Here is a 22801-nt window from a genome sequence, read left to right as displayed (position 1 = left end):
CCCCGCCTCACGCTGCCGGTCAGGGCAGGCGTGAGGCAGGTGAGACGGAATATTGAGGTGTTGGGTTAATAACGAGAGTGGCCTTACAGCCACCCCCGTTCAGCAAACGACGTGTAACCTTCATGGCCCACCACCACATGATCCAAGACACGAATATCCACCAAGCCCAGCGCTTCCTGAAGCCGCTGGGTTATGCGTCGATCCGCATCGCTGGGTTCAGGATCGCCACTGGGGTGGTTATGCACCAGGATCACAGCGGCGGCGTTGTGCTCAATGGCGTGCTTGATGACCTCGCGGGGATAGACGCTGGCTGAGTCGATGGTGCCCCGCAACAGCTCATCAAAGGCGATCAGCCGGTGCTGGGTATCTAATAGCAACGTACCAAATACTTCGTAGGGGTAGTCGAGCAGCAGGGTTTGCAGGCAGCGGTGAACCTCGTCGGGGCGTCCGAGCTTATTGCCTTTACTAAGCCGCTTCTGCGCGATCATCTTGGCCAGGTGTAACAGCTGAGCGTCGGTCACGTCGCCATTGACGCGGTAGGTGCCGGGCTCCTCCCCGGCGATCAGTTGGGGGTTGGTGAGTAGCGAGGCGTTGAGCGGTGCGTTCATGGTGTCTCCTGAGGGGCCGTTCTGTAGAAAAATCCGTAGAAAAAATGCCATCGATTTATGCAACCAAATCAGCACCCTTCAGCTCGGCGAAGCGCTCGGTAAGCTTCCAAAGTGCGCGATTTAAGCGCACATCTTCGGTCACGCTGTTAATCGCTCGGGTACGGGTGGCCCGACCGGATGGAGAGCGACCCCGCAACCCGCCCTTGAACAGATTCTCCTGCGTCCGGTTAAATACGTTCCACAACGAGCCGTTGGCATCTTCGCTACGGCGGGCTTCCAGTAGATCCCCAGGCTGCACGGGGCTTGATTGCGCCCAGTCGTCGCCGTAACGCAACGACAACGCCCCCTCGGCAAATAGCTGGGCTTCGCCTCGGCTGACCAGGGTGGATTGGAACGCCTCGACCCCCTCGGCAATGCGGGGCACTTGGTGGCTTAACTGGATGGAGCCTTCGAGGATTTCATCGACAATCTGTTTACCGTGACGCACGCGGATACCGCCTACGTCGCCCACTGGCGTGACCATGCCGTTGAGGCACACCAGCCGAAACAGCCCCAGATCAAGCTGAAACGCCGCCGTGCGGTCATGGCTATTGGTCAACACCAGTTCGGTGACGCTATCGCCCACGGTCATTTGACGATCGGGGTCTTGCCGGAAACGGATCATGTGCCGGGCTACGTCGCGGCGTTCGGCTTGGCGAACGTTGGTCTGCTGGGCGCGTACTGGGTACCAGCCCTCGGCTTGCAAGGCATCGACTACGTTGATGGTGGGCACGAAGCCATAACGGTCGGAGACCGCTTCATCGGGTTGGTTAGCAAAGATGGCCGGAGCGGTACGGTGAAGTTGGTCGTGAGTCAGAATACGCATGGTGAGTTTCCTTATCGGTTTATCGTTCATCCACGGCATAACGGCCCGCGCCAAACAGGCCGCGGGCGTCATTGAGCGGTGGTGGTGTTACATCGAAAGCAGTGGTGAGTGGGTAATGTTTGAGATCAACATTCAGGCGCGTTTGGCCTGACGAGACGAGGTCTGTGGGGGATGATCGGCAGGTGGTGCTGTTGGGTCGGCACTGTCCGGTTCTGATGCCTCAGGCTTACCCTGCTGGCTTTTGGCCTGCAGCTTGTCAGCCAGCGTCACCGGGGCATGGGCGTCCTGCTTGCCCGGTGGGGTGTCTGGTGCCTCGGGGTAGAACTCCTCCACCACGTCGCTGGATTCCTCGGCACTGTCCTCAAAGGCGCCGTTGGCAAAGCCTGCCTTCGCGGCTTTATCCAGCGCTTTCTGATCAAACCCGGTGGCTTGGTGAACGTCATCCAGGCGTTGCGCTTCGGCCAGGGTCTCTTCCAGCGTCCAGCCATCGCGCAAAGTGATATCGACGTAGAAGATCGCCGTGCCCCGGCTCTGGCGGGTGGATTTACCGCGTAGCCGTAGCTCCAACGGCATACAGGCCAGCCGGTTACCCGAGATCGCCTTGAAGTAGGCGAGCCTTGCGGCCAGCGTACGGATCGAGTTAAAGCCGGTAGTGCGGAAGATAAAACTGCCTAGCGGGTCGTCATCGCCAATCAACACGTTCAAACGCCCGTAGGGCTTGCAAGCGCCGCCCTGGGCCAAGGGGCAGGCATCAGGGGCCGGGCATGGCAAGGTTTCCATACCGTCGCGAGTACGCCGTTTGCACTGCTCACCGTCGCCCACGCACAGTGGTCTGGCCGTTTGCCGATCAAACAGCGCGTACTCGGCGCGTAGATTCAGGTCGGGGTCACTGAACAGCAGCCGGATGGGAATCGTCCTGAGTTTGCCTTCCTGGGCGCTGCGTAGCTGCTCATCGAGTGGGTGGCGTATCCAGCCTTCCTTGGTCTGGAGTTGCGAGGTGATGGTGAATTGATCGTCTTTTTGCGGCAGACGCTTGCCGTTGTTCCTCGACCAGTTTACCGATGGTAATCCGCCCCAGATAAGGCCCGCGTCTTGGCAGAAGTCGAGAGTTTCGCCATTGTCTTGGGGGAAGAGTGTCCGCAGGGCGTGATCCGCTGAGTCACTGCCATCCGCAGGCGGTGGGGTGCCCGTCTCCACGAAGTGCCAGAACTGGCGCTCCAGAGCAATCAGCTGATCGATCATCGCGTCATCCCGTTTAATGCGATGAATCTGTAGCTCATGGCCGCCTAACAGCACGGCTACGTCAGCGGCCTGCTGGCCCGTTACCGCAAGTTGGTGCATCACTTGCAACTGGACATATTCGGGCACGCCCTCCTTCCACAGTTTGGCCCCATAGATCCCGGCGGTTTTACACTCCAATATCTGTACAGCGTCATTACCGACGATCTCGCGATCTAGGTTAGCTAACATCCAGGGATGCTCGACGTGCTGCAGAATGGCATTCACCCGCTGCACCCGATGGCCGGTGTGGCGAGCGTAGTGTTCCGCCACGATGGGTTCGAGGATCTGACCCCAATGCAAGGGGCTGGTCAGCTGTTGGTCGTGAGTCGGCTCAGTATGACCTGACTGACGCCCGGTTTTTTCCATCCACAGTTCAAGTTGCGATTTATAGGGATGCAGGCCCACTGCTGCAGCAGCGTCAGAGCTTCCGATACCACTCTGACGAATCGACAGCCATGCGGTGCGATCTAAGGCGCGGGTATCCACCAAACGCCGTGCCTGATCACGGTAGCGGCGAGGCGGTGTAGGTGGACGTTTAACGCGGGCACCACGACTGACCGGTGCGGGCAGGTTGCTTTGCTCGATGGCATCCAAAACAGAGGCCGTGACCGACCCCGGTTTAGCCTGGGCAGAGAGCTTGGGCTTGGCAGGTGCGGTGGGTTCAGGGTTATCACTGACCGGTGGTGCCGTCTGCTCAACAGGCAACAGCACGGTGCGCTGGGCCTGCTCGGCAGGGATGACAAACGTTGACTCTTGATGATGGGTGTTCTGGCTCATGGTGTTCTCCTGAAAAACAAGCACGGCATCACGGCTCAATAGGCGGCGAACGCATGGTGATAAACCGGTATGTAGGGAATCAGCGTTAGGGGTGAGGGGGTCAGCTCGCAGGTTCGTCGGGCAACGTTCGATGGCAGGTCTGGCAGTAGGCTATACCGCTGATTGGCCACCAGCGCTGAGCGGCCAGCAAGCCGCCGATGACGGCACCGGCCACACTGCCGATGGCCATGCCGGTGCGTCCTTTAATGGCACCTAACGCGGCACCCAGCTGAGCACCGGTTTGGCAGGCCTGTTGGCGTGCCTGCAAGCGAGGGGGAGATAGCGGTGTAGCACCGCAGTAAGGGCATCGTGTCATCTTTCTCTCCTTAAAAGGCGTTGACACACATTGATAGCCGAGTGCTATCCCCTTAGTGATATAGGTCTAAAAAAAATTACTGGCGTGTCTCATGCTGTGAACAAAGGCGGGTTATGCAGGATTTTTCTTTATCTCATTGATAATAATGTAAATTTATGACAAGCCATCTTTCTCTGGTGTTCATACCCTCAATGCCCAACTGACGGGGCTCATACAGGGTTGAAGCATCACTATTCTTAGGATAAATAGACGGTATAAGTACTATAGGGTTTATAAGAAGGAAATAATAACCATGTAGAACTTAGAGCGACCCACCTAGGGGAGCGTCCTACCCTAAACACGACATAACAAAGCGCCTCCACTAACGCCCTACATTACCCTTTAAAAGACAGGGTTGGCCTGCAGGTTGCCCTTCCTAGCTATCGGACGTAACGAGGCCAACACCAACGTCTTAAGGCGCTCTGCATTGCAGACCTGACGGTGTTAGCTACTCACTCGCTTTCTATCCGCATCACCCTACAGACGGCTCGGCTACTCACCGTAGCGGGCCTTACCCAATACGCAACAGGCACACCACACTGCTCATACACCGGCCCTAGCAGGCTGGGGCTCACCCGTGCGGGTCTGGTAACCCATGAGATACATCACCCATGTCCTCTTACCATCGCTTTGCGCAACACCCCAAACGTCACCCCCATAACCCACACTGGAAATGCCATTACAGTGGCACTTTCACAGGTATGCCTGTTTATCAGCATGTTAATGGCCCGTTAATTGAGCAGTACTTGGAGCGTTCGCTGCATATCCTTCAGCAAGTCATGGCCTGCCAACGACGAACCTTCGTTTGCCGCATGGATCTGCGCTTTCCCGAGGGGTATCCGGCGGCGACCCTGGATCATCACAATGTTTTGCTGCTTAACTTCTGGCGCTATTTAAAGCGCGAGTTAGCGGCAACCGCGGGAAAGTATCGGCCTTGCCTACGCTTCTTGTGGGCGCGAGAACACGAAAGCAGAGAGACCCATCATTATCATTTAATGCTGCTGCTTAATTACGAGGCGATTTTTACAGTAGGGAATTACTCACCTTCACCGGGGGGTGGCTACTATCGCAACAATCTCACGCATCGGGTGGTGCGCTCTTGGGCGCGAGCCATTGAATGGCCCTTAGAGAACATGGGAGGTCGTGTGCAGGTTTGCCTGCATCCCAACACACCAACGCCAGTGGAATACTGCCTCCGTCTTGGCGATGACGAGACGTTAGCATCGGTCTTCTATGCAGCCAGCTATTTATGTAAAGCGTATAGCAAAATACCTTACGGCCATTCGTTCGGCAGCAGTCGATTATGAGAGGACGTTCCCGCTGCTTACGCCGACCTTACGCCACCAATGTCTAACAAAGGGTTACCAATTTACAGCGTGTCATTTACCCCGTTTGAGCAGTCATACCTCACCGATACCGTGAGGGCACTGCTTTTCCTGCTAGGCGTAGCAACAATATCACGTGTACCGCATAGAATGCCCTCTGCAACACTGACTCACAAACCATGAAAGCGAACAACTGTCAATAGCTCTGCTTATTTATCACTCTTTGATAAAAGCAGCGCCGTATTACCCGTTATCGGTATTTTTTATGGTGGTGACGTCGAGTTGATACTCGACTATTTACTAACCACAGGAGATGCCTCATGAGCTACCCCATGACCCCTTACGGCCAGTTACTGCTACCACCTGGTCAACTTCACTTGACTGAATTCACCGATACGCGCTTTACCAAAACGGTGATGGAGTTGAGCCATCACCTACAGGTGCCCACCGATATGGTGCTTTACGCGTTACTGGGAGTGATCAGCACGACCTGCCAGGGACGCTACCGGGTCAAACTGCCGACCCATCAGCTTAGACCGCTTAGCTTAGCGATTTTAATTATTGTGACTTCTGGCGGCCGCAAATCCACGCTGCTTAAACAATTAATGGAGCCTTTGTTGAAAGTCGAGTGGGAGGAACGCCAAGTGTATCGCAAGCGACTGGAAGAGCATGCAGCGGAGATTGCTCAATGGGAAGCGGAACGTGACGGGCTGCTGCGTGCTTTTAAACGCCAGCGCGGTAAGGGAACGCCTGTGGAAATAGACAGCACTGCCCTCAAAGCACACGAGAACGTAAAACCCGATCACCCAAGGCGGTTCAGCCTCGCTTTCGAGGATGCCACCGATGCCTCCTTGTTCGCTCATCTCGCCCATGAACTGCCAAGTGCCAGTTTAATTACAGCGGAAGGTAAAACGCTGTTTGATAGCGCCATGTTCAAGGCCTTTGGCAAACTGAACGCCCTTATCAGTGGTGATCGTATCACCGTTGACCGTGCGAACCAACCCGCTTTAGAGCTAGATCATGTTAGCCTGGGGGTATTGGCCATGACCCAGCCCGGTGTGGTGCAAACCCACCTTGACAAACGTGGCGATGAGGCCCGAGAGGCGGGCCTTTATGCGAGGCTATTAGTGAGTCAGCCAGCCTCCCTAAGCGGACAGCGGTTTTTAAACCCAGAAGCGCCCAGCCCCAAGTGGGAAGCATGGCAGGAAGGCGGGGCACGCTTGGAAACACTGGCACGAGAAAACCGCCTATTACTGTTTGCACCGGAAACGAATCCCACCGTGCTCGAATTTGACCAGGAAGCAATTCGAATGTGGGTGCAGTACTACAATGAAATTGAGGCTGAGATGCAGCCTGGTGGACGCTTTGAGCACAGTCAGGATCATGCGTCTAAGCTTGCAGAAATCGCTGCACGGCCGGCTGGCAGCCTACACTTGTTCGAGGGAGAAGAAGGCCTCATCCGGCCAGAAACGCTGCTGCAAGCGATTGATTTATGCAACTGGTCGTCCGTCAATTTCCACTCGGTATTTCAGCCTGTACCTCAGATATGTCGAGATGCTCAACTACTCAACAACTGGTTTCAGGATCACCGCAACCGAGGAATTCGCTTTTTAAGACCCACCTAGGTACGCCAGCGCGGCCCCAACGTCTTGCGTAACCGCGACCGACTACTCGCTGCTATTGAGGAACTTCAGGTGAATGGGCAAGTCGTGCAATTTATGGATGGGACGACGGCAACGCTGGACGTAATGACCTGGCTACCCATCGTTCCGCAGCCCACACATCAAGCTAACTTGCCCACCCAACCCACTATCTATTAAGCTTCGCACCGTCTAACTTTGCTCCCATGCCTACATGCATGGGAGCGAATAAGGATCTCTCAAGGCGGTATGATAAACAGATGTGTCGTAGACAGCGCGTCACCGACGTCTGCCACCCACTGGTATACGAAACGCTTCATACACTTTGTTGACCCCTTTATTTTCAATAAGCAAATTGAAAATCTCCCCGACAAGATCCTCTCCGCGCTGCTGAATCGGAAAGTGCTGCTCCTTCGCTAACCGCTCCACCTTGACAGCCAGTAGCTCGGACGTATCGTGCATGTCTGGCCAGCCCTTATCACTCGGCGGGTGATGCTCAAGTTGTAGGTTGATGAGGCAGCGTAGAATGGCTTGGCTTTCGTCATGTTTATCAGCTTTTGACTCGCCCACCACTTCGCGCGCGCTGGGCATAAATGCGTGTACTGATACCAAAAAAATCTTCGGCAAACGCCCAATGGTAATGCCCCCAAGCCAATGTTTCTGACAAGCTCATAAGCATTTGATTATCATGAAGAATCTGCTTTTTAGGATGATCGATCTGCCGTCTTTTTGATTGCCCCTCGTGCAATAAATACTGGAAATAAGCTACTTGATGGTAAGCGGATAGCCAGTGATCTCGAATGGCTTGTTGCGCGTTTCGATAAGTGTCTTTTTCTAACTCACGCGTCCCTAGCCGCCAATCGTCGCGAGGATCGAGTTGCTGACTTACAATCATTGCTTCTAATTGCGAGAGAGCCGGAACATAATCAATCCCATTAGCAGCAAACTTTCTATCTTCAAGACGCTGCTGGAGCGTTAGCTGCTGGCGTGTCAATTCCGAAATCATGCTCACTCTGATATCCCGGCCACTAGTGGCTTATCTAACCGATAAAATGCCCCACCGGTTACCGACAGAGCAAGTTTATTTTTGGATGAACGAATGCCCTTTAAATAAGCGGTAGAAAGGCACGCCGCCGCAGCCACTCAGCGTGAGCATGACGGCCAAGCCTGCCATTTGCCTTTCATCATTACGCGTCTTTTAACTATCGAAATCAAAACTGAACTCCTCGTCATCGCCAAACACCGCATCCAGGTTTGCAGGTGCTGCCACGTTTCCAGGGTTCAGTCTCGCCAACCGGACCAGCAGGTGGGTCTGCGAAATTGAGAGGTTCACCGTATCTTCCTGCCCGTCATCAGGCAGACCTTACCTGCCATGGGCGTTGAAGTGATACGCACTGCCATTAAGTGTATTCAGCAAAATGGCATTGTTGAGCGATTCAATCGCACCCTAACCAACGAACTACTGAACGCGGTCATTCCCATTAACGAGCGGCACTTGAATCGACTACTGCGGGAATTTAAGCAGTTCTACAACACGGCACGCCCTCACCGGGCCAATGGCGGCGAAGCACCCGAGCAGATCGATGCCTGTAATGAAGGGAGCTTTGAACAAGGCGACTGTCCGATAGAGTCGATCGCATGGCTGGGTGGCTTGCATCACAGCTACCGACAAGGCGCCTAGTATTCAACGCCTCTCAATCCTTGCTACATCGGGTATCGGTTACCACAGCCGAGAATGCCCTGTGCCTAAAAGTCAAATTCCGCAACGGTTACGGATACTTTTACCCCACCCTCACCCACTTTCATCCATAAAAACCGTTATTGAGATTAACGTGGTGCTCAAAAGCTCAGCAGTGCGCAAACATCAACATGGGTGGATATTGCTCAAAGTAGAGTTTTTGCACCCTACAGCTGGTATTCAATAAGCCTAACTTGGCGTAGCGTCGCTGCCGGTTTGCACGGACGCTACCAGATCAAGATAGGCCCGTTCCATGTCGCCATCATCAATCCCTGCCTCGATAAAGTCGTCTAGGGCATCGCATAGGGCGATCGCTTCAGGAGAATCACCTAGCCGGGCTACCCAGGCATCATACAGGGCGTAGAGGCCGTTGAGGTCGGCCTGGGTCATGGGCTCAAATAGCAAATGCTCAAAGCCCTCCAGCTCGGCCAACAGGGCCGTGCGGGTGGCAGGTGGAATAGGCGCCTCATCAGGGCCTTGGGATTCGGGGTAAGCAGTCATGAAAGGATTTTAGCAGCTTATAGCGGCTACAGGGCCGCTTTTATGCCGTAGAAAAATCAATGCAGACGGCGACATAGAACGCCGCACGAGACGGCATGAAGCAAAACATCTATTCCACAGGTATTCCACAGGCTAATTGATCGGCATAAGCTGGCGAATTTTAGTGAAAAATTTAGTCGGTTCAAACCAATCCTTATGCGCTAAATATGCTAAAAAATGAAGCATTTCGACCTGATCTGAAATCTTGTAATCACATGGAAATTCTGATTTATATTGCACCTGATCTTCCACTCCTGGTGAACAAAAATACCATTCCCCGCTCTCTCTATTAACCGCCAAGGCCCCTTCATTGAGAAGGAACCTTTTACCCGTAATATCACACGTTGAAAAATAAACTGCCCTCGAATACATTCCTATCAATTACTTACAATTTTGAATACAAACAATCAGAGATTAAGCAAACCAATTATTCCACAAAACGGCATAAAACGCCGCCCGAGGCGGCATTGAAGCGCTTATCAAATAATCGGCACGAACGGTACCCCGCCACAGCCGGTTAACAGCACGGCGGTGACGAGTAATAACGTTATCTTACCCACTTTAGTGAGTTTCCTTCTTGGGGAACTCCGCACTCAACGCCCGTGCATAAGCGGTACGTGCCGTTTGGTAAATCGCCAGCTGCTGCTTGAGCTTTTCAATTTCCGCATCGGTCACGCGCAGGTTGACCACCTGGTTCTGGGCGTTCTCGGAAAGATCGGCCACGTTATATTCCGTACCGTCGATGGTGAGGATTTGGGTCTGTTCATCTGCCATGGGGGTTGGCTCCTTGCTGGGGTTAAAGAATCTATTAGCTATCGAAATCAAAACTGAGGTCGTCGTCATCGTCCATGCCGTCCAGCACGCTGTCGAGGTTTTCCGGTACTTCCTGGGTAGCGCCGTGTTCGGCATGGAACTTCGCGCGCTCGGAAAGCTGGATGAGCTGGCTCATGGATAGCAACTGGGCATGGGCCAGGGCCATCGGGCCGCCGCGCAGCTTGGTGTAGGCATCGGCTTCCAGTGCGTTTAAGGCTTTCTCACTTACCCGATACAGGCCGTTCACACTGATGGGTTCCTGCCCTTCTCCCCTTTCGATCTTGAGTGGCCACTGCTCGATGACGTCCGCTTCCGCCAGGGCATCCATCGACTGCTGGCTCACGGTTCTGCTCGCACTGATTGAGAAACTCCAGGGTTCGCTGAACAGTTGCTGCCAGGTTGCCCTCTTCATCAAACAGCGGCTCGCCCTGCTCTTCACTCAGATGCGCTTGATCCAGGCAGAGCGCCTTCTGTCCATCTTCGGTATTGGCGAGGGTAAAGGGGTAACCGCGTAGTGAGGCAGGCACATAGTTACACAGCCAGCGGCCATCGCTATGCAGGTAGAGGTTGGTCTGACCATCCAGGCTCAGAAAGGCCACCGCCTGATAGCCCGCTTCCTGCTTGATAAAACCCAGGGCGTAGTGCGGTAACAACTTGGGCAATTCCGCGAGCAGGATGGGGGCTATGACTTGCCGATCAGCAAAGGTATAGCCTTGCCGAGGCAAATAGAAATGATCGGCGTGTTGAGTGCGCGACAGCGCGATCCATTGGGGCATAAAAGCTCCTGATACTGAATAAAAACCCCCAGCCGAGGCCGGGGGTTATTATGCTTTTACCTATCGAGGATAGGCATTCACTCTAACTAACTTCACGCAATAGCGAAGTTGGCTGTAGTGAGCGCATCCAGATCCAAGGTGCCAACAATACCAACTTGGGTGACTTCACCTGTGTCTGAAACATCACCATCGCTGTTTGCGTCGTTGACAAAGTATGCAAAGCCATTTGATGCGCCTGTGTTCTCACCAGCCATCACGATGCCCTTACCACCAGCAGTAATGCTGAATGCGTCACCGGCACCGTCGATCAGTGCTGCAATTTCAGCAGCCGTGTCGACAGTAGCAATGCTGCCAGAACCAGCTGTATCAGCCAAGAATACCACTTTATTGGTGATATTGAAGTCTGCAGTTGCAGTATCAGCAAATGGTACAATCGCACCACCTGCACCGCCATTCACCTCGACAGCTCCACCGGGCAGGAAGGAAGCGAAGTTGAATACATCCCCACCGGCACCTTCGGTAAAGTCTGTGATGGTGTCAGTACCATTAAGCGCTGCTGAGGCGGCAAACTTGATGGTGTCACTACCAGCACCCGTGGTAATGAGTCAGCAACGTTTGTACCGGTGATGGTGTCAGCATAACCACTGCCAGTAATGGTAGTGTCCTGCATTGCCTTCGTCAGGCTGCTATCCATCTTAAGACCGGACAGATCGATTGTCTGACCTTCAGTCGCAGCAGAAGCAGTCACCGCCAATACATCTGTATTGTCAGTGGCCGTGCCTTGGATGTTGTAAGACTCGCCGCTCAGGACAGAGGCTTTAAATGTCATTGTACCCGCCGCAGCAAGTCCAATCGTCTCGACATTTGAAAGCTGAACTGTGCACCTGAGAAGTCAGCACCCGCTGAAGCGATGAGGCTATCGGTACCAGCACCACCGTTATAAACGATTGTGGCAGCACCACCCGCAGCAGTAGTGGTCAACGTGTCGTTACCATCACCCAGGTCAAGTGAAAGAACGCCAGTCGTCAATGCGGTAGCTGAGACATTATCCGCTTCGCCGCCAGACTGAACAACCAATGTGCCCGACGTCAGACCATTAGCGGATACATTATCTTTGCCAGCGCCTGTGATGACATTGATAGTACCGGTGGTGGCAGCGTTAGCTGTCACGGTGTTGGCACCATCACCAAGCGTGGCGTTCAAAGTACCTGTACCTGCCAGAATACCTGTCAGATTGACGATATCAGTGCCAGTACCGGTTGTGACATTTGCTACACCGGTCGTATTAACCAAATTAACGGTATTACCACCGTTGCCACCTTCGTAGGTGCTCTTGTTGGTAGTACCCGCAAACGTAACAGTATTTGCAGCATTGCCTGCTTTAACTGTGGTTTCAGCATCAGTAGCCTGAGTATAGTTAAACTTACCTGTCAGGGCAGAAGCATCCATACTTTTTGCTGTACCGGCAGTTACTACAACATCATTTGCACCAGTCATGACCAGATTATTGGTGCCATTATCTAGCACGCTAAATGTCAGGTCCGTACCCGTCGCTGCAGGCGCAGCAGCTTCGATGTTGGCTGTTTTGATATTGCTGAATACAACACCGGCCTGAGTCGCGGCAGTGGTGAACTTAGTGTTCACGACATTCGTGGTTGCCGTTGATGCTGCAGAAGCGATGGTAGATGCTGCGTTACCCAAGTTAACTGCAACTTCAAGGTTTGCACCATTTGCCACAGTGAAGTTGTTAGCACCCAAAGCGCCGGTAGTTTTGATCAGATCAGCATTGACCTTGCTGGCGTCAACTGCACCGGCACCAGTATTAACGACGGTGAAAGTACCCGTATTTTCGTTAACAACGGTTTCACCGGTGAGGTTTGCTGTCGTCAGTGTCAGGTTACCGCTCCCTGCAGCGGTCAGGGTGTTGCCAATAGCATCCAGGCTTACCGCAGAGGTGTCTGCAGCTGACAAGGTAAGCGCTTCGACAGCAGCACCGCCAGTAATCGCGGTATTACCATTGAGGGTTACATTGAACGCATCATCTGCACCGGCAGCGGCAACGAAAGTCGTGGTGGTGGCAGCGCCATTATCCACATTGACGGTACCGCCAGTACCTGTTGCATTTGCGCTAATGTTCAATGTTTGAACATTCGAGCCTGCAACAATCGATTTCACAGAGCCAGGCGTCCACATTTGTGAGGGTCGCTGTGGTGGTCGCAACACCACCGCTAAATGTTGCTTTGGAAGCAGCATTTACGTTGGCAAAGTCCAGACCTGTCACGGTGAACTGACCAGCGATGTTTAGGTTCTCAACGCCAGAGATCGTAGGCGTAAGATTATTCACGGTCACGGTAGCGTTAAGAGTGTCGTTATCGGTGGAAGTACCATCGACGATGACATCATTACTATTCAACGTGCCGGAAGCGCCGTTGATGGTGTCGTTATTTGCTGTACCAGAAACAGTATCAGCTGCAGGACCTGCAGTGAGACTGAAGGCTTCGCCTTCGTTTGCTACCGCGTCGATAGCTGCTTGGGCTTCTTCAACAGAAGCAGCGTCAGCAGTGATGTTTGCCAGCAGTTCCGGCAGAGTGTCGCTGCTGTAACCAGCGATACCGCTTTCCAGGTAAGCTTCGCTAGCAGCAATTTTGTTTTGCAGGATGGCAGCAGCGCCTTCCAGGCCAGCAGGCGGAGTTTCTTGCAGAAGCTTCTCGCCGATTTCCATCAGCACTTGGCCTTCAGGAATTTCTGCATCCAAACGCTGGTTGATGAAATCAACGCCGCGCTCGTAGCCTTCGCCTTCAGTCAGGCCCAGACGGCCCAGAATCAGGTCGATTTTTTCAGCGCGGGTTGCGCCTTCAGCAAACTGGCTGGTGTACGCTTCGGTACGGGCCAGGTCAGTACCCAGAGCGTAGAAGCTCGGGTTAGCTTCGATGCGCGCTTCGAAACGGGCGTAAGAAGCCTGATCCGGTGCGAAGTTGAACATGAAAGATGTAACACCTAACAGGTTCGCTTTTTGCTGTGCAGTAATAGCCATTGAGATAAAACTCCTTGCAATCTTGACAACGTTGTCGGGCTTCAGTCCTGAGCCACGCAAAGTTACGTTAGCACAAGCTCAGATACCCAACCACTTTTGCTGCTTGCGGTTTTGCGATATCGCAGAGCGATGATATACAGCTTTTCTTTATCAGCCAATAGGGTTTGACTAAGAACCTCAAGCCAGCCAGATGGCAATATGCCAACTATAGTTCCTGGGTGCAAGCATAGTTAATCATACAAGATAGTTGAAAATCTTAATTTTTCTGACTTATTTTTGCGCTAATACACCGTTTAGTAGACTAATAAAAAAACAATGTTCTCTAACTTGTTGTTCTTGCATAGGCATTTATACGGAGGCTGAACGCGGGTGATGGCAATTGTGGATTTTTTGTCATTTTTGGCCTGCTTGGCACCCTAGCAGCGCTAGGGGTAAGATAGCGCCCTTTGCCCATGCGGGAGCTTGCTTTGGCTGCACAACCTTTACTTCGCCACTTTCACCTGTTGTGGCAATTCACCCGGCGAGACGTGGTAGGCCGTTACCGTGGTTCTTTGTTGGGCCTGGGCTGGACCCTGCTCTCCCCTTTGATGATGCTGGCTGCCTTTACCCTGGTGTTTTATGGCTTCTTCAATTTGAAGTGGCCGGTGGAAGCCACCGGTTCGGCACAAATGGACTTTTCACTACAGGTATTTGCGGGCCTGTTAACCTTTAACTGGTTTGCCGAGGGGGTGAACCGTGCCCCTGGGTTGGTCACTAGCCAGCCTAATCTTGTCACTAAGGTGGTCTTTCCGCTTACCTTGCTGCCTTGGTCTTGCGTGTTGGCGGCGAGTTTTCAGGCGCTCACCAGTTTGTGCTTATTATTGGTGCTTACCGCGCTATTAACCGGCCCTAGCGTTACCTGGCTGGCCCTGCCACTTATTGTGGCCCCGTTTGCGTTGCTGCTGGTGGGGTTGGGGCTGTGGCTTTCGGCGCTGGGGGTTTACCTGCGCGACCTGGGGCCGATGATGGCGCTCTTTACGTCTATATTAATGTTTCTCTCGCCGATCTTTTATCCGCTTTCTACCGTGCCGGAGGCGTGGCAATCCACCTTTTTGCTTAACCCGTTGGCCCTGTTGATTACCCAGCTGCGCGAGGTGATCTTTCTGCACCAGTGGCCTGCGCTGTTGCCGTTGGCTGGGCTTACGCTGGCGGGGCTGATGATGATTGTTTCTGGCTACTGGCTGTTTAATAAATTGCGCGGAGGCTTTGCTGATGTTTTATGACGCGCAACCTTCTACACCTGCCATAGAGCTGCAGCAGGTGAGTAAGACGTTTTACCGCTACCACCGCCCGCTAGACCGGCTGCTGCTGCAGTTTAACGGGCTGCGGAAGCTGGCTCGCTTCGATACCATTCAGGGGTTAAAACCCTTCGACCTGACCATTGCCAGGGGTGAAGTAGTAGGGCTGGTGGGGCGTAACGGGGCGGGTAAATCTACCCTGCTGCAGCTGGTGTGCAATACGCTTTCCCCTAGCTCCGGCTCCATTACCGTCAATGGTAAAATTGCCGCGCTGTTAGAGCTGGGGTCTGGTTTTAACCCGGAATTTACTGGCCGTGAAAATGTGTTTATGTCGGCGGCCATTGCTGGGTTAAGCCGTGCGCAGGTGCAGGCCAAGTTTGATGATATTCATGCCTTTTCGGGTATTGGCGATTTTATCGACCAGCCGGTAAAAACTTACTCCAGCGGTATGTATGTGCGGCTGGCATTTGCGGTGGCGACCAGCGTAGAGCCAGATATTTTGGTGGTGGATGAAGCGCTTTCCGTAGGGGATGGGGCCTTCGCCCGGAAGTCGTTCGACCGCATTATGGCGCTGCGCGATGCCGGAGCTACCATTCTGTTCTGCTCGCACTCGCTGTATCAGGTGGAAACCCTATGCGACCGCGCCCTGTGGATTGAGGGCGGCGAGGTAATTGCCGATGATGTGCCTTCGCTGGTGGTGCCGCGCTACGAGCAGTTTTTAGCAGGCGATGAACAGAAAGAGCGCGGGGTTCAGCAAAGTGCCGCCGCCGACCAGCGCCGCGCACCGCCCCAGGGCAGCGCCCGTTTGCTAGGTACCGAAGTGAGGGTGGATGGGGAAATTGCTACCCCGCAGCACTCTGCCCTTAGCGGCAGCAGCGATTTAAGCATTCATGTGCGCTTTGCCAGCGACCCGGCGCTGCCCTGCCCCGGCATTGCGGCCACTATTTCTACGCCCTCTGGGCAGATTGTGACCAGCGCGGGTAGCTGGGAATCTGACGTGGTGGTGCCGCGTGATGCCCATGGTGAAGGCGAGATTACGTTGCACTTTCCGCAACTGGCGCTGTTAAAGGGTGAGTACCATGTGGGTGCTTATCTGTTTTGTGAGCGCGGTTTGCACAGTTATGAGTGGGTTGATCCGGTGAGCAGTTTTCATGTCACCCAAGAGAGCGTGGCGCGTGGCGTGGTAACGCTGCCCCACCAGTGGCTAACGGTTCAGCCAGCAGGTGCCCGTCGTGAACAGTAGTGGTTGGCAAACCCGTTGGGCTACCGAGGCAGATACCGAGGCGTTACTCAGCCTGTTTGCACGCTGTTTTGATGCGCCCATGACCCGTGAGGAGTGGGCGTGGAAGTACCGCGACACCAGCTCCCCTGGGGTGGTGTGTTTAGATGGCGATACCATTATTGCCTTTAACGGCGGTATGCCCCGCTCTGTTCAGTTTGGCGGGCGCCAGCTAACGGCAGTGCAGATGGGCGATGTGATGGTAGACCCGCGCTATCGCGGCATTTTGACAAGGCGTGGCCCTTTCTATCAGGTGGTGCATCGTTTCTTCTCTGAAAAAGTGGGGGAAACGTGCGATTACCGCTATGCGTTTGGCTTTCCGCATGCTCGCCATACCCGCTTGGGTAGCGCGCTGAAGCTTTATTGCGATACCGACCGGATCGTAGAAGCAACGTGGCAAAGCGCGCCCAAGCGGCGCTGGCTTACCACGGCAACGCCGCTGCAAGAACGCGATGCCGCCACGGTAGACCGCCTGTGGCAGGCCATGGCCCCTACTCTGGCGCCGTTCGCGGTGGGCAAGCGTGATGGGCAGTGGCTGCAGCAGCGCTTGTGCGCGCCCCTGGTAGGGGGTATGTGTGCTGGCGGGTGTTTCACGGGCTAACGCGGAAAACGCTGGGCGTGTGTGTGGATTGCGCCAGCATACGCCGGAAACGGTAGAGCTACTGGATATTGTGGCCCCTACCACGGCCATGGCGGAAGTGGTGGCGTGTGCCCGCCACATTACGGCGCGTATGGGGGCCAAGCAGCTGATTGCCTGGATGACCCCTGCGGTTGCTAATGCACTGGAGGGCACGTCAGCGGTGGTCAGTGAAACGGAGGTGGTGGTTCCGGGTAGCCAAGGGAATGGGCTGCCCCTTGGGCAGGAACCCCGCCACCACTGGTGGCTGATGGGTGGCGATACGGATTTTAGCTAGTGAAGGCGGCCATGTGTTGTTGGGTGTTGAATCACGTTGTCGTTAGTCACGCAGTACCTTATGGAAAAGGTGTCATCGCATGAGAGAAGCATGGTATGTGCCGTACTCAACCACGGCCTTTGAACATACGCGGGTAGTGGTGTTGGCACCCCACCCGGATGATGAAGTATTTGGTTGCGGCGGTACGCTGGCCCAGTTGGCTAGCGGCGGGGCCAGCATTGAGGTAATTCTTGTTAGCCAAGGGCCCCAGGCGCAAACGCGCTATGCGGAGTCGGCGGCGGCGGCCACCCTGCTGGGCTACCCAGCGCCGCTGCAGTGGTCATTTGAAGACCGTGGGCTGGAAGCCAGTCAGGCAGCGCTGATTGAGCAGTTGACCGAGCACTTGCTCTCTTCCCAGCCTACGCTGTTATTTGCTCCTTCGCTGTGGGAAATGCACCCGGACCACCGGGCAGTATGCGATGCCGCTATTCAGGCGGTGCGTGCTTATCATCGTGCTACTCAGGCACCGCTGACCCTGGCGCTGTATGAAATTGGCGTGCCGCTGAGCGTTACGGATCTTGTCGATATCTCTTCGGTGGAGCGTTTAAAGCGCGAGGCCATGCATTGCTTTACCTCGCAACTGGCTGAGCAGCGCTACGCTGAACAAATTGCTGGGCTCAATACTTACCGCAGCTACACCCTTGGCCTGGGTGTTAGCGCGGCAGAGGCGTTCCATGTGCTAGAGGCGCATGAGCCGTTTTCCGAGCAGCGCCTGCCCTCGCAGCAAGATCTTGCTTTGCTGCGCTGCGAAAACGCTTATCATGCTGAACGGGCTGCCCATCAGGCACACGCGGCCACCAGTGACGGGCTACGCCAGCGGCTGGCCGAACGCGATGCGCAGTACACGGAATTACGCGCCTATCTGGATGCCATTCTGGCGTCTCGAGGTTGGCGTTGGCTCACTCGATTAAAGCGTCTATTAGGGCGTTAACAGCTGACACAGGCTACCGGTTTTTTATTTTAGGATTTTTATGGCTGTGAATGAACAATACCCTTTAGGCGTTAGTGTCCTGGTACGCAGCATGAATCGGGCGTGTTTACGGGATGCACTGGAAGCGCTGGATGCGCAAACCTACCGCCATGTTCAAATTCTGGTGATTGATGCAACGGGGGGCGAACTTCAAGCGCTGCCCGTTGAGGTGTCTCTACCCTGCCGGATTATTCCTTCCGCTACCCCACTGCCCCGTGCAGAGGCCGCCAATGCGGGGCTGGATAGCGTGACGACCCCTTACGCGCTATTTCTGGATGAGGATGATCTTGTTGATCCTAACCATCTTGAGCGCTTACTGGCGGCACTGGCTACCAACGAGGCGCCAGCAGCTTATGCGGGCGTACGCCTGGAGCAAGCGGGCAACAACACCGAGACCAGTACCGAAAACAGCACCGACGATGTGATGGATTCGCCTTGGCTAGAAGGCGAGCTGCTGGTACGTAATACGCTTCCTATTCATGCGGTATTGTTCCGCATGGCGGCGGTAAAGCAGGCCAATGCGCGGTTTGATACCCAGCTGACCCTGCTGGAGGATTGGGATTTCTGGTTACAGCTGGCCACCCAAGGGGCGTTTATCCATGCGCCCGGGGTAAGCGCGACTTACCGGCTTAGCCTTGGTGAGTCTGGGCTATCGGCTGAGCGTAGCGCCGAGCGCTATGAGCACGCCCGCGATACGGTTTACCGCAAGTGGCTGCCCAGCGCCGACCTGAACGTGCTAAGCCAGTGCATTGGCAAGCTTAACGATCTTAGCGAGCAGCAGCGCTGGGATATCAGCCAGCTGCGCCAGGATGTAGCGGCTTTGCATAGCGAGTCGCGTACGGTATATGCCGAGTACAAGCAAGATGTAGAGCAGTACCAGGAAGACGCGGCGGCTTTAAATAGCCAGATAAAAAGCCTTGAGGCGTATAACCTCACCCTTGAGGAGCATAACCGTACTCTGGAAGAGCAGCGCAGCGCGCTGGAAGCGAATTACAGCTCCTTGGAAGCGAATTACAGCACTCTGGAAAACCGCTACAACACGCTAGAGAGCCACTTTACGGCGCTGGAAAGGTCGTTTCAGGCGCTGCTTAACTCCCGCTCTATGCGCTTAACCGCGCCGCTACGTTGGTTGATGAGCCGCCTGCGCCAACCCACGCCTGATGCGGCACTCACACCGGCTGCTCCCGCTGCGCCACCCCCGGCAAAAGGCCGTCAAAAAGCGCCGGTTGGCCCTATTGCTATCATTGTGCCGGTATAGAAGGGCCTTGAGGAAACGCGCGCCTGTTTAGAGAGCGTGTGGGCCGCCACCCCACGCCATGCGTACCGGTTGGTGGTGATTAACGATGCCAGCCCAGAGCCGGAAGTCACGGAGTGGTTGCGCGAAGCAGCCAAGCACCAGCCGATGGTGTTATTGGAAAATGAGCAGAACCTAGGCTTTGTGGGCACCGTTAACCGGGGCATGGCGTATGCCGAGCGGGCCGATGTGGTGCTGCTTAACAGCGATGCGGAAGTGGCTAACGATTGGCTAGACCGCCTGATTACGGCGGCTTACCAGGGCGGCGAGCGGCCTGTTTCCAGCGTTACGCCGTTTTCCAATAACGCCACTATCTGTAGCTACCCGCGTTTTTGCGACGATAACGAACTCCCTAACGGCTACGATTTATTGGCGATTGACCGGCTGTTTGCAGCCACTAACCGTGGCCGCACGGTGGATATTCCCACCGCGATTGGGTTTTGTATGTATATTCGCCGCGACTGCCTGGATGACATCGGGTTATTCGATGAAGAGCATTTTGGCAAAGGCTACGGCGAAGAGAACGACTTCTGCATGCGGGCTATTTATGCGGGTTGGCGGCATGTGCACGCGCTGGATGTGTTTGCTTGGCATAAAGGCAGCGTAAGCTTTGGGGCTAGCCAGCCCGAGCGGGTACAGAAGGCGTTGGCGGTGATGGATGAACTGCACCCTGATTTTCAGCGCCGTGTGCATATGTTTATTCAGCAGGACCCCGCCAAACAGGCGCGCATGGCGGCTGAAATTGAGCAGTTGCACCAAAGCCAGCGCCCCTGCGTGCTAATGCTTAACCACCAACGCGGCGGCGGCACCGAACAGCACTGCCGCGAGCTTGCCGAGACTTTCCCTGAGATTGATTGGCTGATATTACGCCCAGACACCAACGGCTATGTGGTATTGAGCCGGGATGTTGCTAAAGGTGGCCTAACGCTACGCTATCACGCCACTGAGGATTGGTCGGCGCTGGTCGCTATGCTGCGCTATTTAGGCGTGCAGCGTTTGCACTGGCACCACTGGCTGGGCTTTGATGCGCGTATTCGCACATTGGCCAGCACGTTAAACGTGCCGCAGGATGCCACGCTGCACGATTTTTACAGCGTGTGCCCGCAAATTAGCATGACCACCGAGCAGGGCCGTTACTGTGTCGAGCTGGGCTTGGAGCAGTGTAAAGCGTGCCTGGTGTCTCAGCCGGTGGCAGGGGCCGATTCGATTGAGCAGTGGCGGTTAGAAGCCGGTGAATGGCTTGCCAGCTGTGAGCGGGTCATTGCACCTAGCGCCGCTACGGCTCAGCGTGTTCAGCGCTACTTCCCTGAATTAGCCGTGACGGTCGCCGGGCACCCGGATCAGTTGCAGCAGCAGTATCCTACCCCTGCCCCGCTGCTCGTGGATGGCAAGAGGCCGCTGCGCATTGCGGTATTAGGTGCCCTTTCCCCCATGAAAGGCGCTGATGTGCTGGAGGAAGTGGCCTGCGAAGCGGCTAAACAGGATGCGCCGCTAACGTTTAGCCTGTTTGGCTATGGTTACCGCGCGCTGAAGACATCGAAAAACCTTTGTGTCACTGGCCCGTTCGAGCAACAGCAGCTTCACCGTATGCTGGAAGAGTGGCAGCCGGATGTGGTGTGGTTCCCATCGCTTTGCCCTGAAACCTATAGCTATACCCTAAGCACTTGCCTAACGTTAGGGCTGCCGGTGGTAGCACCGGCCTTGGGGGCGTTCTCTGAGCGGTTGGCTCATCGCCCAATGAGCTGGTTAATGCCGTGGGATACGTCGCCTGCTTCCTGGGTGGAGCACTTCCAGACGCTACAGCGCACCGGCCAGTTACCGGAGGCGTTGGATGTCTCGTCGCTCTCTTCGCTTAGCGCTGAGTTTTATCAAGAGGCGTATACGGCGGTATTGAAGGATACCACCACGCCTGCCGATGTGCCCTTTCCTTCGCAGTGGGAAACCTATGCATTGGTTGCCCCTGAACCTTCTCGCGCTTGGTGGCAGCGAGCGGTGCTTGTGCTCTACCGGTTACGCGAGCAGGCTTGGTTGCGACCTTAGCTCGGGGGGTACCGCCGAGTGTGCAGCGCCGGGTTAAAAACTATTTGCTAGGCGAGCGCTAGGCCATGGCTGTGTTGCCGCCACTTTCGGTTGCGATTTGCGTACCAACGCTTAATGCGGGCTCACGCTGGCAAGCGTGGCTCGCTTGCGTGGCGCCTCTTTTGCCAGAGGTAACGCTACTGGTGGTGGACTCTTCCTCTTCCGATGACGCCGTTCAGGAGGCGGAAGCCATGGGGGCAAGCGTTCGGGTGATTGAGCGTGGAGCGTTCGACCATGGCGCCACCCGCGACCAGGCGCTGCAGTGGCTTGAGCAGGATATTGTGGTGTTTATGACCCAGGATGCCTTACTCTCTAGCCCCGATAGTCTTACCGAGCTGGTTGACGCCTTTGCAGACCCGCAGGTGGGGGCTGCTTATGGGCGTCAGTTACCGCATCACGATGCCACCCCCCTTGCCGCCCATGCTCGGCTCTTTAATTATCCGGCCCGCTCGTATGTGGTTAGCAGCGATGATATTCCGACAAAAGGCATCAAAACGGCTTTTTTATCGAACTCGTTTGCTGCTTACCGCCGCGAGGCGCTCATAGGCGCTGGTGGATTCCCGCATCGCACGATTTTAAGCGAGGATATGATTGCGGGGGCGCGGTTGTTAAAGCAGGGCTGGAAGATCGCCTATCAAGCATCGGCGTGTGTTTATCATTCGCACAATTACACCCTGGTACAAGAGTTTAAGCGGTACTTTGATATCGGGGTGCTGCATCATCGCGAGCAGTGGCTGTTAACGTGGCTTGGCCCAGCAGAAGGTGAAGGAGCGCGCTTTGTGCGCTCAGAAATCGCCTATTTAATGCGCCACGCCCCTTGGTATTTACCCGAAGCGGGCCTGCGTACGGTGTTAAAATACGTGGGCTACCGAGTAGGAAGGTTGCAACACTACCTTTCTAACACCATCAAAAAATCTATCTCGATGCATCATCGGTATTGGCAGTAGCTCAGGCCTTTTTTTGCTCTGCTTCCAATGCGCCAAAAGCAAGGTTTACCTAGGCAGCTGAAGGGCATATGATGCAGGACAATTTTTTGCCTAAACATCACACTGGAAAACTCCATGGACAGTTCGACTCGCTTTGATCAATCGGAAATCAATCATTTCATAAGATTCATCAGGCCCTTATTAATACCTGAATCCGTGAGACCGGCCCCCG

The 22801-nt window shown here is 54.9% G+C and carries 23 protein-coding genes and 4 pseudogenes; 12 read left to right on the top strand and 15 right to left on the bottom strand.

Annotated features, from left to right (window positions below):
- Positions 1 to 83: 83 nt before the first annotated feature.
- Both radC and B4967_RS12495 read right to left on the bottom strand, forming a co-directional pair.
- Positions 84 to 608, bottom strand: a complete 525-nt coding sequence (radC, locus tag B4967_RS12500) for a RadC family protein (protein WP_083025509.1) — start codon at positions 606 to 608, stop codon at positions 84 to 86.
- A gap of 55 nt (positions 609 to 663) precedes the next feature.
- Entirely contained in the window at positions 664 to 1473 is an 810-nt protein-coding gene (locus tag B4967_RS12495) for a DUF932 domain-containing protein (protein WP_161491516.1), read from the bottom strand.
- Here B4967_RS12495 and B4967_RS18075 point away from each other — a divergent pair.
- On the top strand, positions 1472 to 1624 hold the full coding sequence (locus B4967_RS18075; RefSeq protein ID WP_161491515.1) for a hypothetical protein: 153 nt from the start codon (positions 1472 to 1474) through the stop codon (positions 1622 to 1624). The two genes, B4967_RS12495 and B4967_RS18075, sit on opposite strands and share 2 nt — an antisense overlap.
- Here B4967_RS18075 and B4967_RS21385 read toward each other — a convergent pair.
- The 3 genes and pseudogenes from B4967_RS21385 to B4967_RS12480 form a co-directional block, all read right to left on the bottom strand.
- A pseudogene (locus B4967_RS21385) lies at positions 1606 to 2572 on the bottom strand (recombination directionality factor). The gene B4967_RS18075 and the pseudogene B4967_RS21385 overlap by 19 nt on opposite strands.
- A 194-nt stretch (positions 2573 to 2766) precedes the next feature.
- Positions 2767 to 3531 (bottom strand): annotated as a pseudogene (locus B4967_RS21380) (YqaJ viral recombinase family nuclease); the annotation flags it as partial.
- Positions 3532 to 3631: 100 nt separating this feature from the next.
- Complete coding sequence (locus B4967_RS12480; protein ID WP_083025505.1) at positions 3632 to 3886, bottom strand: hypothetical protein; 255 nt, start codon at positions 3884 to 3886, stop codon at positions 3632 to 3634.
- A 785-nt stretch (positions 3887 to 4671) separates the two neighbouring features.
- On the opposite strand from B4967_RS12480, the gene B4967_RS12475 reads away from it, so the two are divergent.
- Positions 4672 to 5232: a YagK/YfjJ domain-containing protein gene (locus tag B4967_RS12475; RefSeq protein WP_161491514.1), complete on the top strand. Its 561-nt coding sequence runs from the start codon at positions 4672 to 4674 to the stop codon at positions 5230 to 5232.
- Positions 5233 to 5570: 338 nt separating this feature from the next.
- Positions 5571 to 6875 (top strand): YfjI family protein, encoded by a 1305-nt coding sequence (locus B4967_RS12470; RefSeq protein WP_083025502.1) that lies wholly within the window; start codon positions 5571 to 5573, stop codon positions 6873 to 6875.
- 294 nt (positions 6876 to 7169) lie between these two features.
- On the opposite strand, the gene B4967_RS17910 is transcribed toward B4967_RS12470, so the two are convergent.
- From B4967_RS17910 to B4967_RS20475, 3 genes are all read right to left on the bottom strand, one after another.
- Positions 7170 to 7352 carry a hypothetical protein gene (locus B4967_RS17910; protein ID WP_139794494.1) on the bottom strand — a complete coding sequence of 61 codons (183 nt, stop codon included), beginning with the start codon at positions 7350 to 7352 and terminating at the stop codon, positions 7170 to 7172.
- Positions 7353 to 7440: 88 nt separating this feature from the next.
- Positions 7441 to 7902 carry a hypothetical protein gene (locus B4967_RS12460; RefSeq protein ID WP_139794493.1) on the bottom strand — a complete coding sequence of 154 codons (462 nt, stop codon included), beginning with the start codon at positions 7900 to 7902 and terminating at the stop codon, positions 7441 to 7443.
- A 186-nt stretch (positions 7903 to 8088) separates the two neighbouring features.
- The gene (locus B4967_RS20475) at positions 8089 to 8223 is read right to left on the bottom strand and encodes a hypothetical protein (protein WP_279384717.1); all 135 of its coding nucleotides are present in this window, start codon (positions 8221 to 8223) and stop codon (positions 8089 to 8091) included.
- Between the two features lie 51 nt (positions 8224 to 8274).
- Between B4967_RS20475 and B4967_RS12455 the strand changes: the two genes are divergently transcribed.
- Positions 8275 to 8571, top strand: a complete 297-nt coding sequence (locus B4967_RS12455; protein ID WP_207953629.1) for an integrase core domain-containing protein — start codon at positions 8275 to 8277, stop codon at positions 8569 to 8571.
- 246 nt (positions 8572 to 8817) lie between these two features.
- Here the strand turns inward: B4967_RS12455 and B4967_RS12450 are convergent, their stop codons facing one another.
- The 7 genes and pseudogenes from B4967_RS12450 to B4967_RS12415 form a co-directional block, all read right to left on the bottom strand.
- Positions 8818 to 9129 (bottom strand): hypothetical protein, encoded by a 312-nt coding sequence (locus tag B4967_RS12450; protein WP_083025494.1) that lies wholly within the window; start codon positions 9127 to 9129, stop codon positions 8818 to 8820.
- Positions 9130 to 9729: 600 nt separating this feature from the next.
- Positions 9730 to 9942 (bottom strand): DUF6447 family protein, encoded by a 213-nt coding sequence (locus B4967_RS12445; protein WP_083025492.1) that lies wholly within the window; start codon positions 9940 to 9942, stop codon positions 9730 to 9732.
- 34 nt (positions 9943 to 9976) lie between these two features.
- Positions 9977 to 10757: pseudogene (locus B4967_RS12435) on the bottom strand (SapC family protein).
- A gap of 92 nt (positions 10758 to 10849) precedes the next feature.
- Positions 10850 to 11215, bottom strand: a complete 366-nt coding sequence (locus B4967_RS12430; RefSeq protein WP_083025487.1) for a hypothetical protein — start codon at positions 11213 to 11215, stop codon at positions 10850 to 10852.
- The gene (locus B4967_RS12425; protein WP_083025485.1) at positions 11212 to 11586 is read right to left on the bottom strand and encodes a hypothetical protein; all 375 of its coding nucleotides are present in this window, start codon (positions 11584 to 11586) and stop codon (positions 11212 to 11214) included. Before B4967_RS12425 ends, B4967_RS12430 begins: the two co-directional genes overlap by 4 nt.
- Entirely contained in the window at positions 11583 to 12932 is a 1350-nt protein-coding gene (locus B4967_RS12420) for a beta strand repeat-containing protein (RefSeq protein ID WP_139794492.1), read from the bottom strand. Before B4967_RS12420 ends, B4967_RS12425 begins: the two co-directional genes overlap by 4 nt.
- Positions 12886 to 13851, bottom strand: a complete 966-nt coding sequence (locus B4967_RS12415; protein WP_139794491.1) for a hypothetical protein — start codon at positions 13849 to 13851, stop codon at positions 12886 to 12888. Before B4967_RS12415 ends, B4967_RS12420 begins: the two co-directional genes overlap by 47 nt.
- A gap of 407 nt (positions 13852 to 14258) precedes the next feature.
- On the opposite strand from B4967_RS12415, the gene B4967_RS12410 reads away from it, so the two are divergent.
- From B4967_RS12410 to B4967_RS12375, 8 genes and pseudogenes are all read left to right on the top strand, one after another.
- The gene (locus B4967_RS12410; protein ID WP_161491513.1) at positions 14259 to 15053 is read left to right on the top strand and encodes an ABC transporter permease; all 795 of its coding nucleotides are present in this window, start codon (positions 14259 to 14261) and stop codon (positions 15051 to 15053) included.
- Positions 15043 to 16311 carry an ABC transporter ATP-binding protein gene (locus B4967_RS12405; RefSeq protein ID WP_083025475.1) on the top strand — a complete coding sequence of 423 codons (1269 nt, stop codon included), beginning with the start codon at positions 15043 to 15045 and terminating at the stop codon, positions 16309 to 16311. Before B4967_RS12410 ends, B4967_RS12405 begins: the two co-directional genes overlap by 11 nt.
- The gene (locus B4967_RS12400; RefSeq protein ID WP_161491512.1) at positions 16301 to 16948 is read left to right on the top strand and encodes a GNAT family N-acetyltransferase; all 648 of its coding nucleotides are present in this window, start codon (positions 16301 to 16303) and stop codon (positions 16946 to 16948) included. The genes B4967_RS12405 and B4967_RS12400 overlap by 11 nt, the downstream gene beginning before the upstream one ends.
- The gene (locus B4967_RS12395; protein ID WP_083025472.1) at positions 16923 to 17261 is read left to right on the top strand and encodes a hypothetical protein; all 339 of its coding nucleotides are present in this window, start codon (positions 16923 to 16925) and stop codon (positions 17259 to 17261) included. The genes B4967_RS12400 and B4967_RS12395 overlap by 26 nt, the downstream gene beginning before the upstream one ends.
- 79 nt (positions 17262 to 17340) lie before the next feature.
- Positions 17341 to 18231, top strand: a complete 891-nt coding sequence (locus tag B4967_RS12390) for a PIG-L deacetylase family protein (protein WP_083025470.1) — start codon at positions 17341 to 17343, stop codon at positions 18229 to 18231.
- A gap of 46 nt (positions 18232 to 18277) precedes the next feature.
- A complete protein-coding gene (locus B4967_RS12385; RefSeq protein ID WP_161491511.1) occupies positions 18278 to 19528 on the top strand; it encodes a glycosyltransferase family 2 protein in 1251 nt (416 codons plus the stop codon).
- A gap of 27 nt (positions 19529 to 19555) precedes the next feature.
- Positions 19556 to 21604 (top strand): annotated as a pseudogene (locus B4967_RS12380) (glycosyltransferase family 2 protein); the annotation flags it as partial.
- 65 nt (positions 21605 to 21669) lie between these two features.
- The gene (locus B4967_RS12375) at positions 21670 to 22590 is read left to right on the top strand and encodes a glycosyltransferase family 2 protein (RefSeq protein ID WP_083025466.1); all 921 of its coding nucleotides are present in this window, start codon (positions 21670 to 21672) and stop codon (positions 22588 to 22590) included.
- Positions 22591 to 22801 lie beyond the last annotated feature (211 nt).

The organism is Vreelandella lionensis (genome assembly GCF_002087295.1).
In the GTDB taxonomy this organism is placed as follows: Bacteria; Pseudomonadota; Gammaproteobacteria; order Pseudomonadales; family Halomonadaceae; genus Vreelandella; species Vreelandella lionensis.
Note: the sequence above shows the minus strand (reverse complement) of the source record. Positions and strands in the feature narration are given on the sequence as shown.

What these genes read in the sequence shown, in the direction of transcription:
- B4967_RS12470 (WP_083025502.1), top strand. Translation starts at nt 5,571, where the DNA reads ATGAGCTACCCCATGACCCCTTACGGCCAGTTACTGCTACCACCTGGT.
- B4967_RS12495 (WP_161491516.1), bottom strand. Translation starts at nt 1,473, where the DNA reads ATGCGTATTCTGACTCACGACCAACTTCACCGTACCGCTCCGGCCATC.
- B4967_RS12375 (WP_083025466.1), top strand. Translation starts at nt 21,670, where the DNA reads ATGGCTGTGTTGCCGCCACTTTCGGTTGCGATTTGCGTACCAACGCTT.
- B4967_RS12405 (WP_083025475.1), top strand. Translation starts at nt 15,043, where the DNA reads ATGTTTTATGACGCGCAACCTTCTACACCTGCCATAGAGCTGCAGCAG.
- B4967_RS12480 (WP_083025505.1), bottom strand. Translation starts at nt 3,886, where the DNA reads ATGACACGATGCCCTTACTGCGGTGCTACACCGCTATCTCCCCCTCGC.
- B4967_RS17910 (WP_139794494.1), bottom strand. Translation starts at nt 7,352, where the DNA reads ATGCACGATACGTCCGAGCTACTGGCTGTCAAGGTGGAGCGGTTAGCG.
- B4967_RS18075 (WP_161491515.1), top strand. Translation starts at nt 1,472, where the DNA reads ATGGTGAGTTTCCTTATCGGTTTATCGTTCATCCACGGCATAACGGCC.
- radC (WP_083025509.1), bottom strand. Translation starts at nt 608, where the DNA reads ATGAACGCACCGCTCAACGCCTCGCTACTCACCAACCCCCAACTGATC.
- B4967_RS12390 (WP_083025470.1), top strand. Translation starts at nt 17,341, where the DNA reads ATGAGAGAAGCATGGTATGTGCCGTACTCAACCACGGCCTTTGAACAT.
- B4967_RS12450 (WP_083025494.1), bottom strand. Translation starts at nt 9,129, where the DNA reads ATGACTGCTTACCCCGAATCCCAAGGCCCTGATGAGGCGCCTATTCCA.
- B4967_RS12425 (WP_083025485.1), bottom strand. Translation starts at nt 11,586, where the DNA reads ATGACATTTAAAGCCTCTGTCCTGAGCGGCGAGTCTTACAACATCCAA.
- B4967_RS12445 (WP_083025492.1), bottom strand. Translation starts at nt 9,942, where the DNA reads ATGGCAGATGAACAGACCCAAATCCTCACCATCGACGGTACGGAATAT.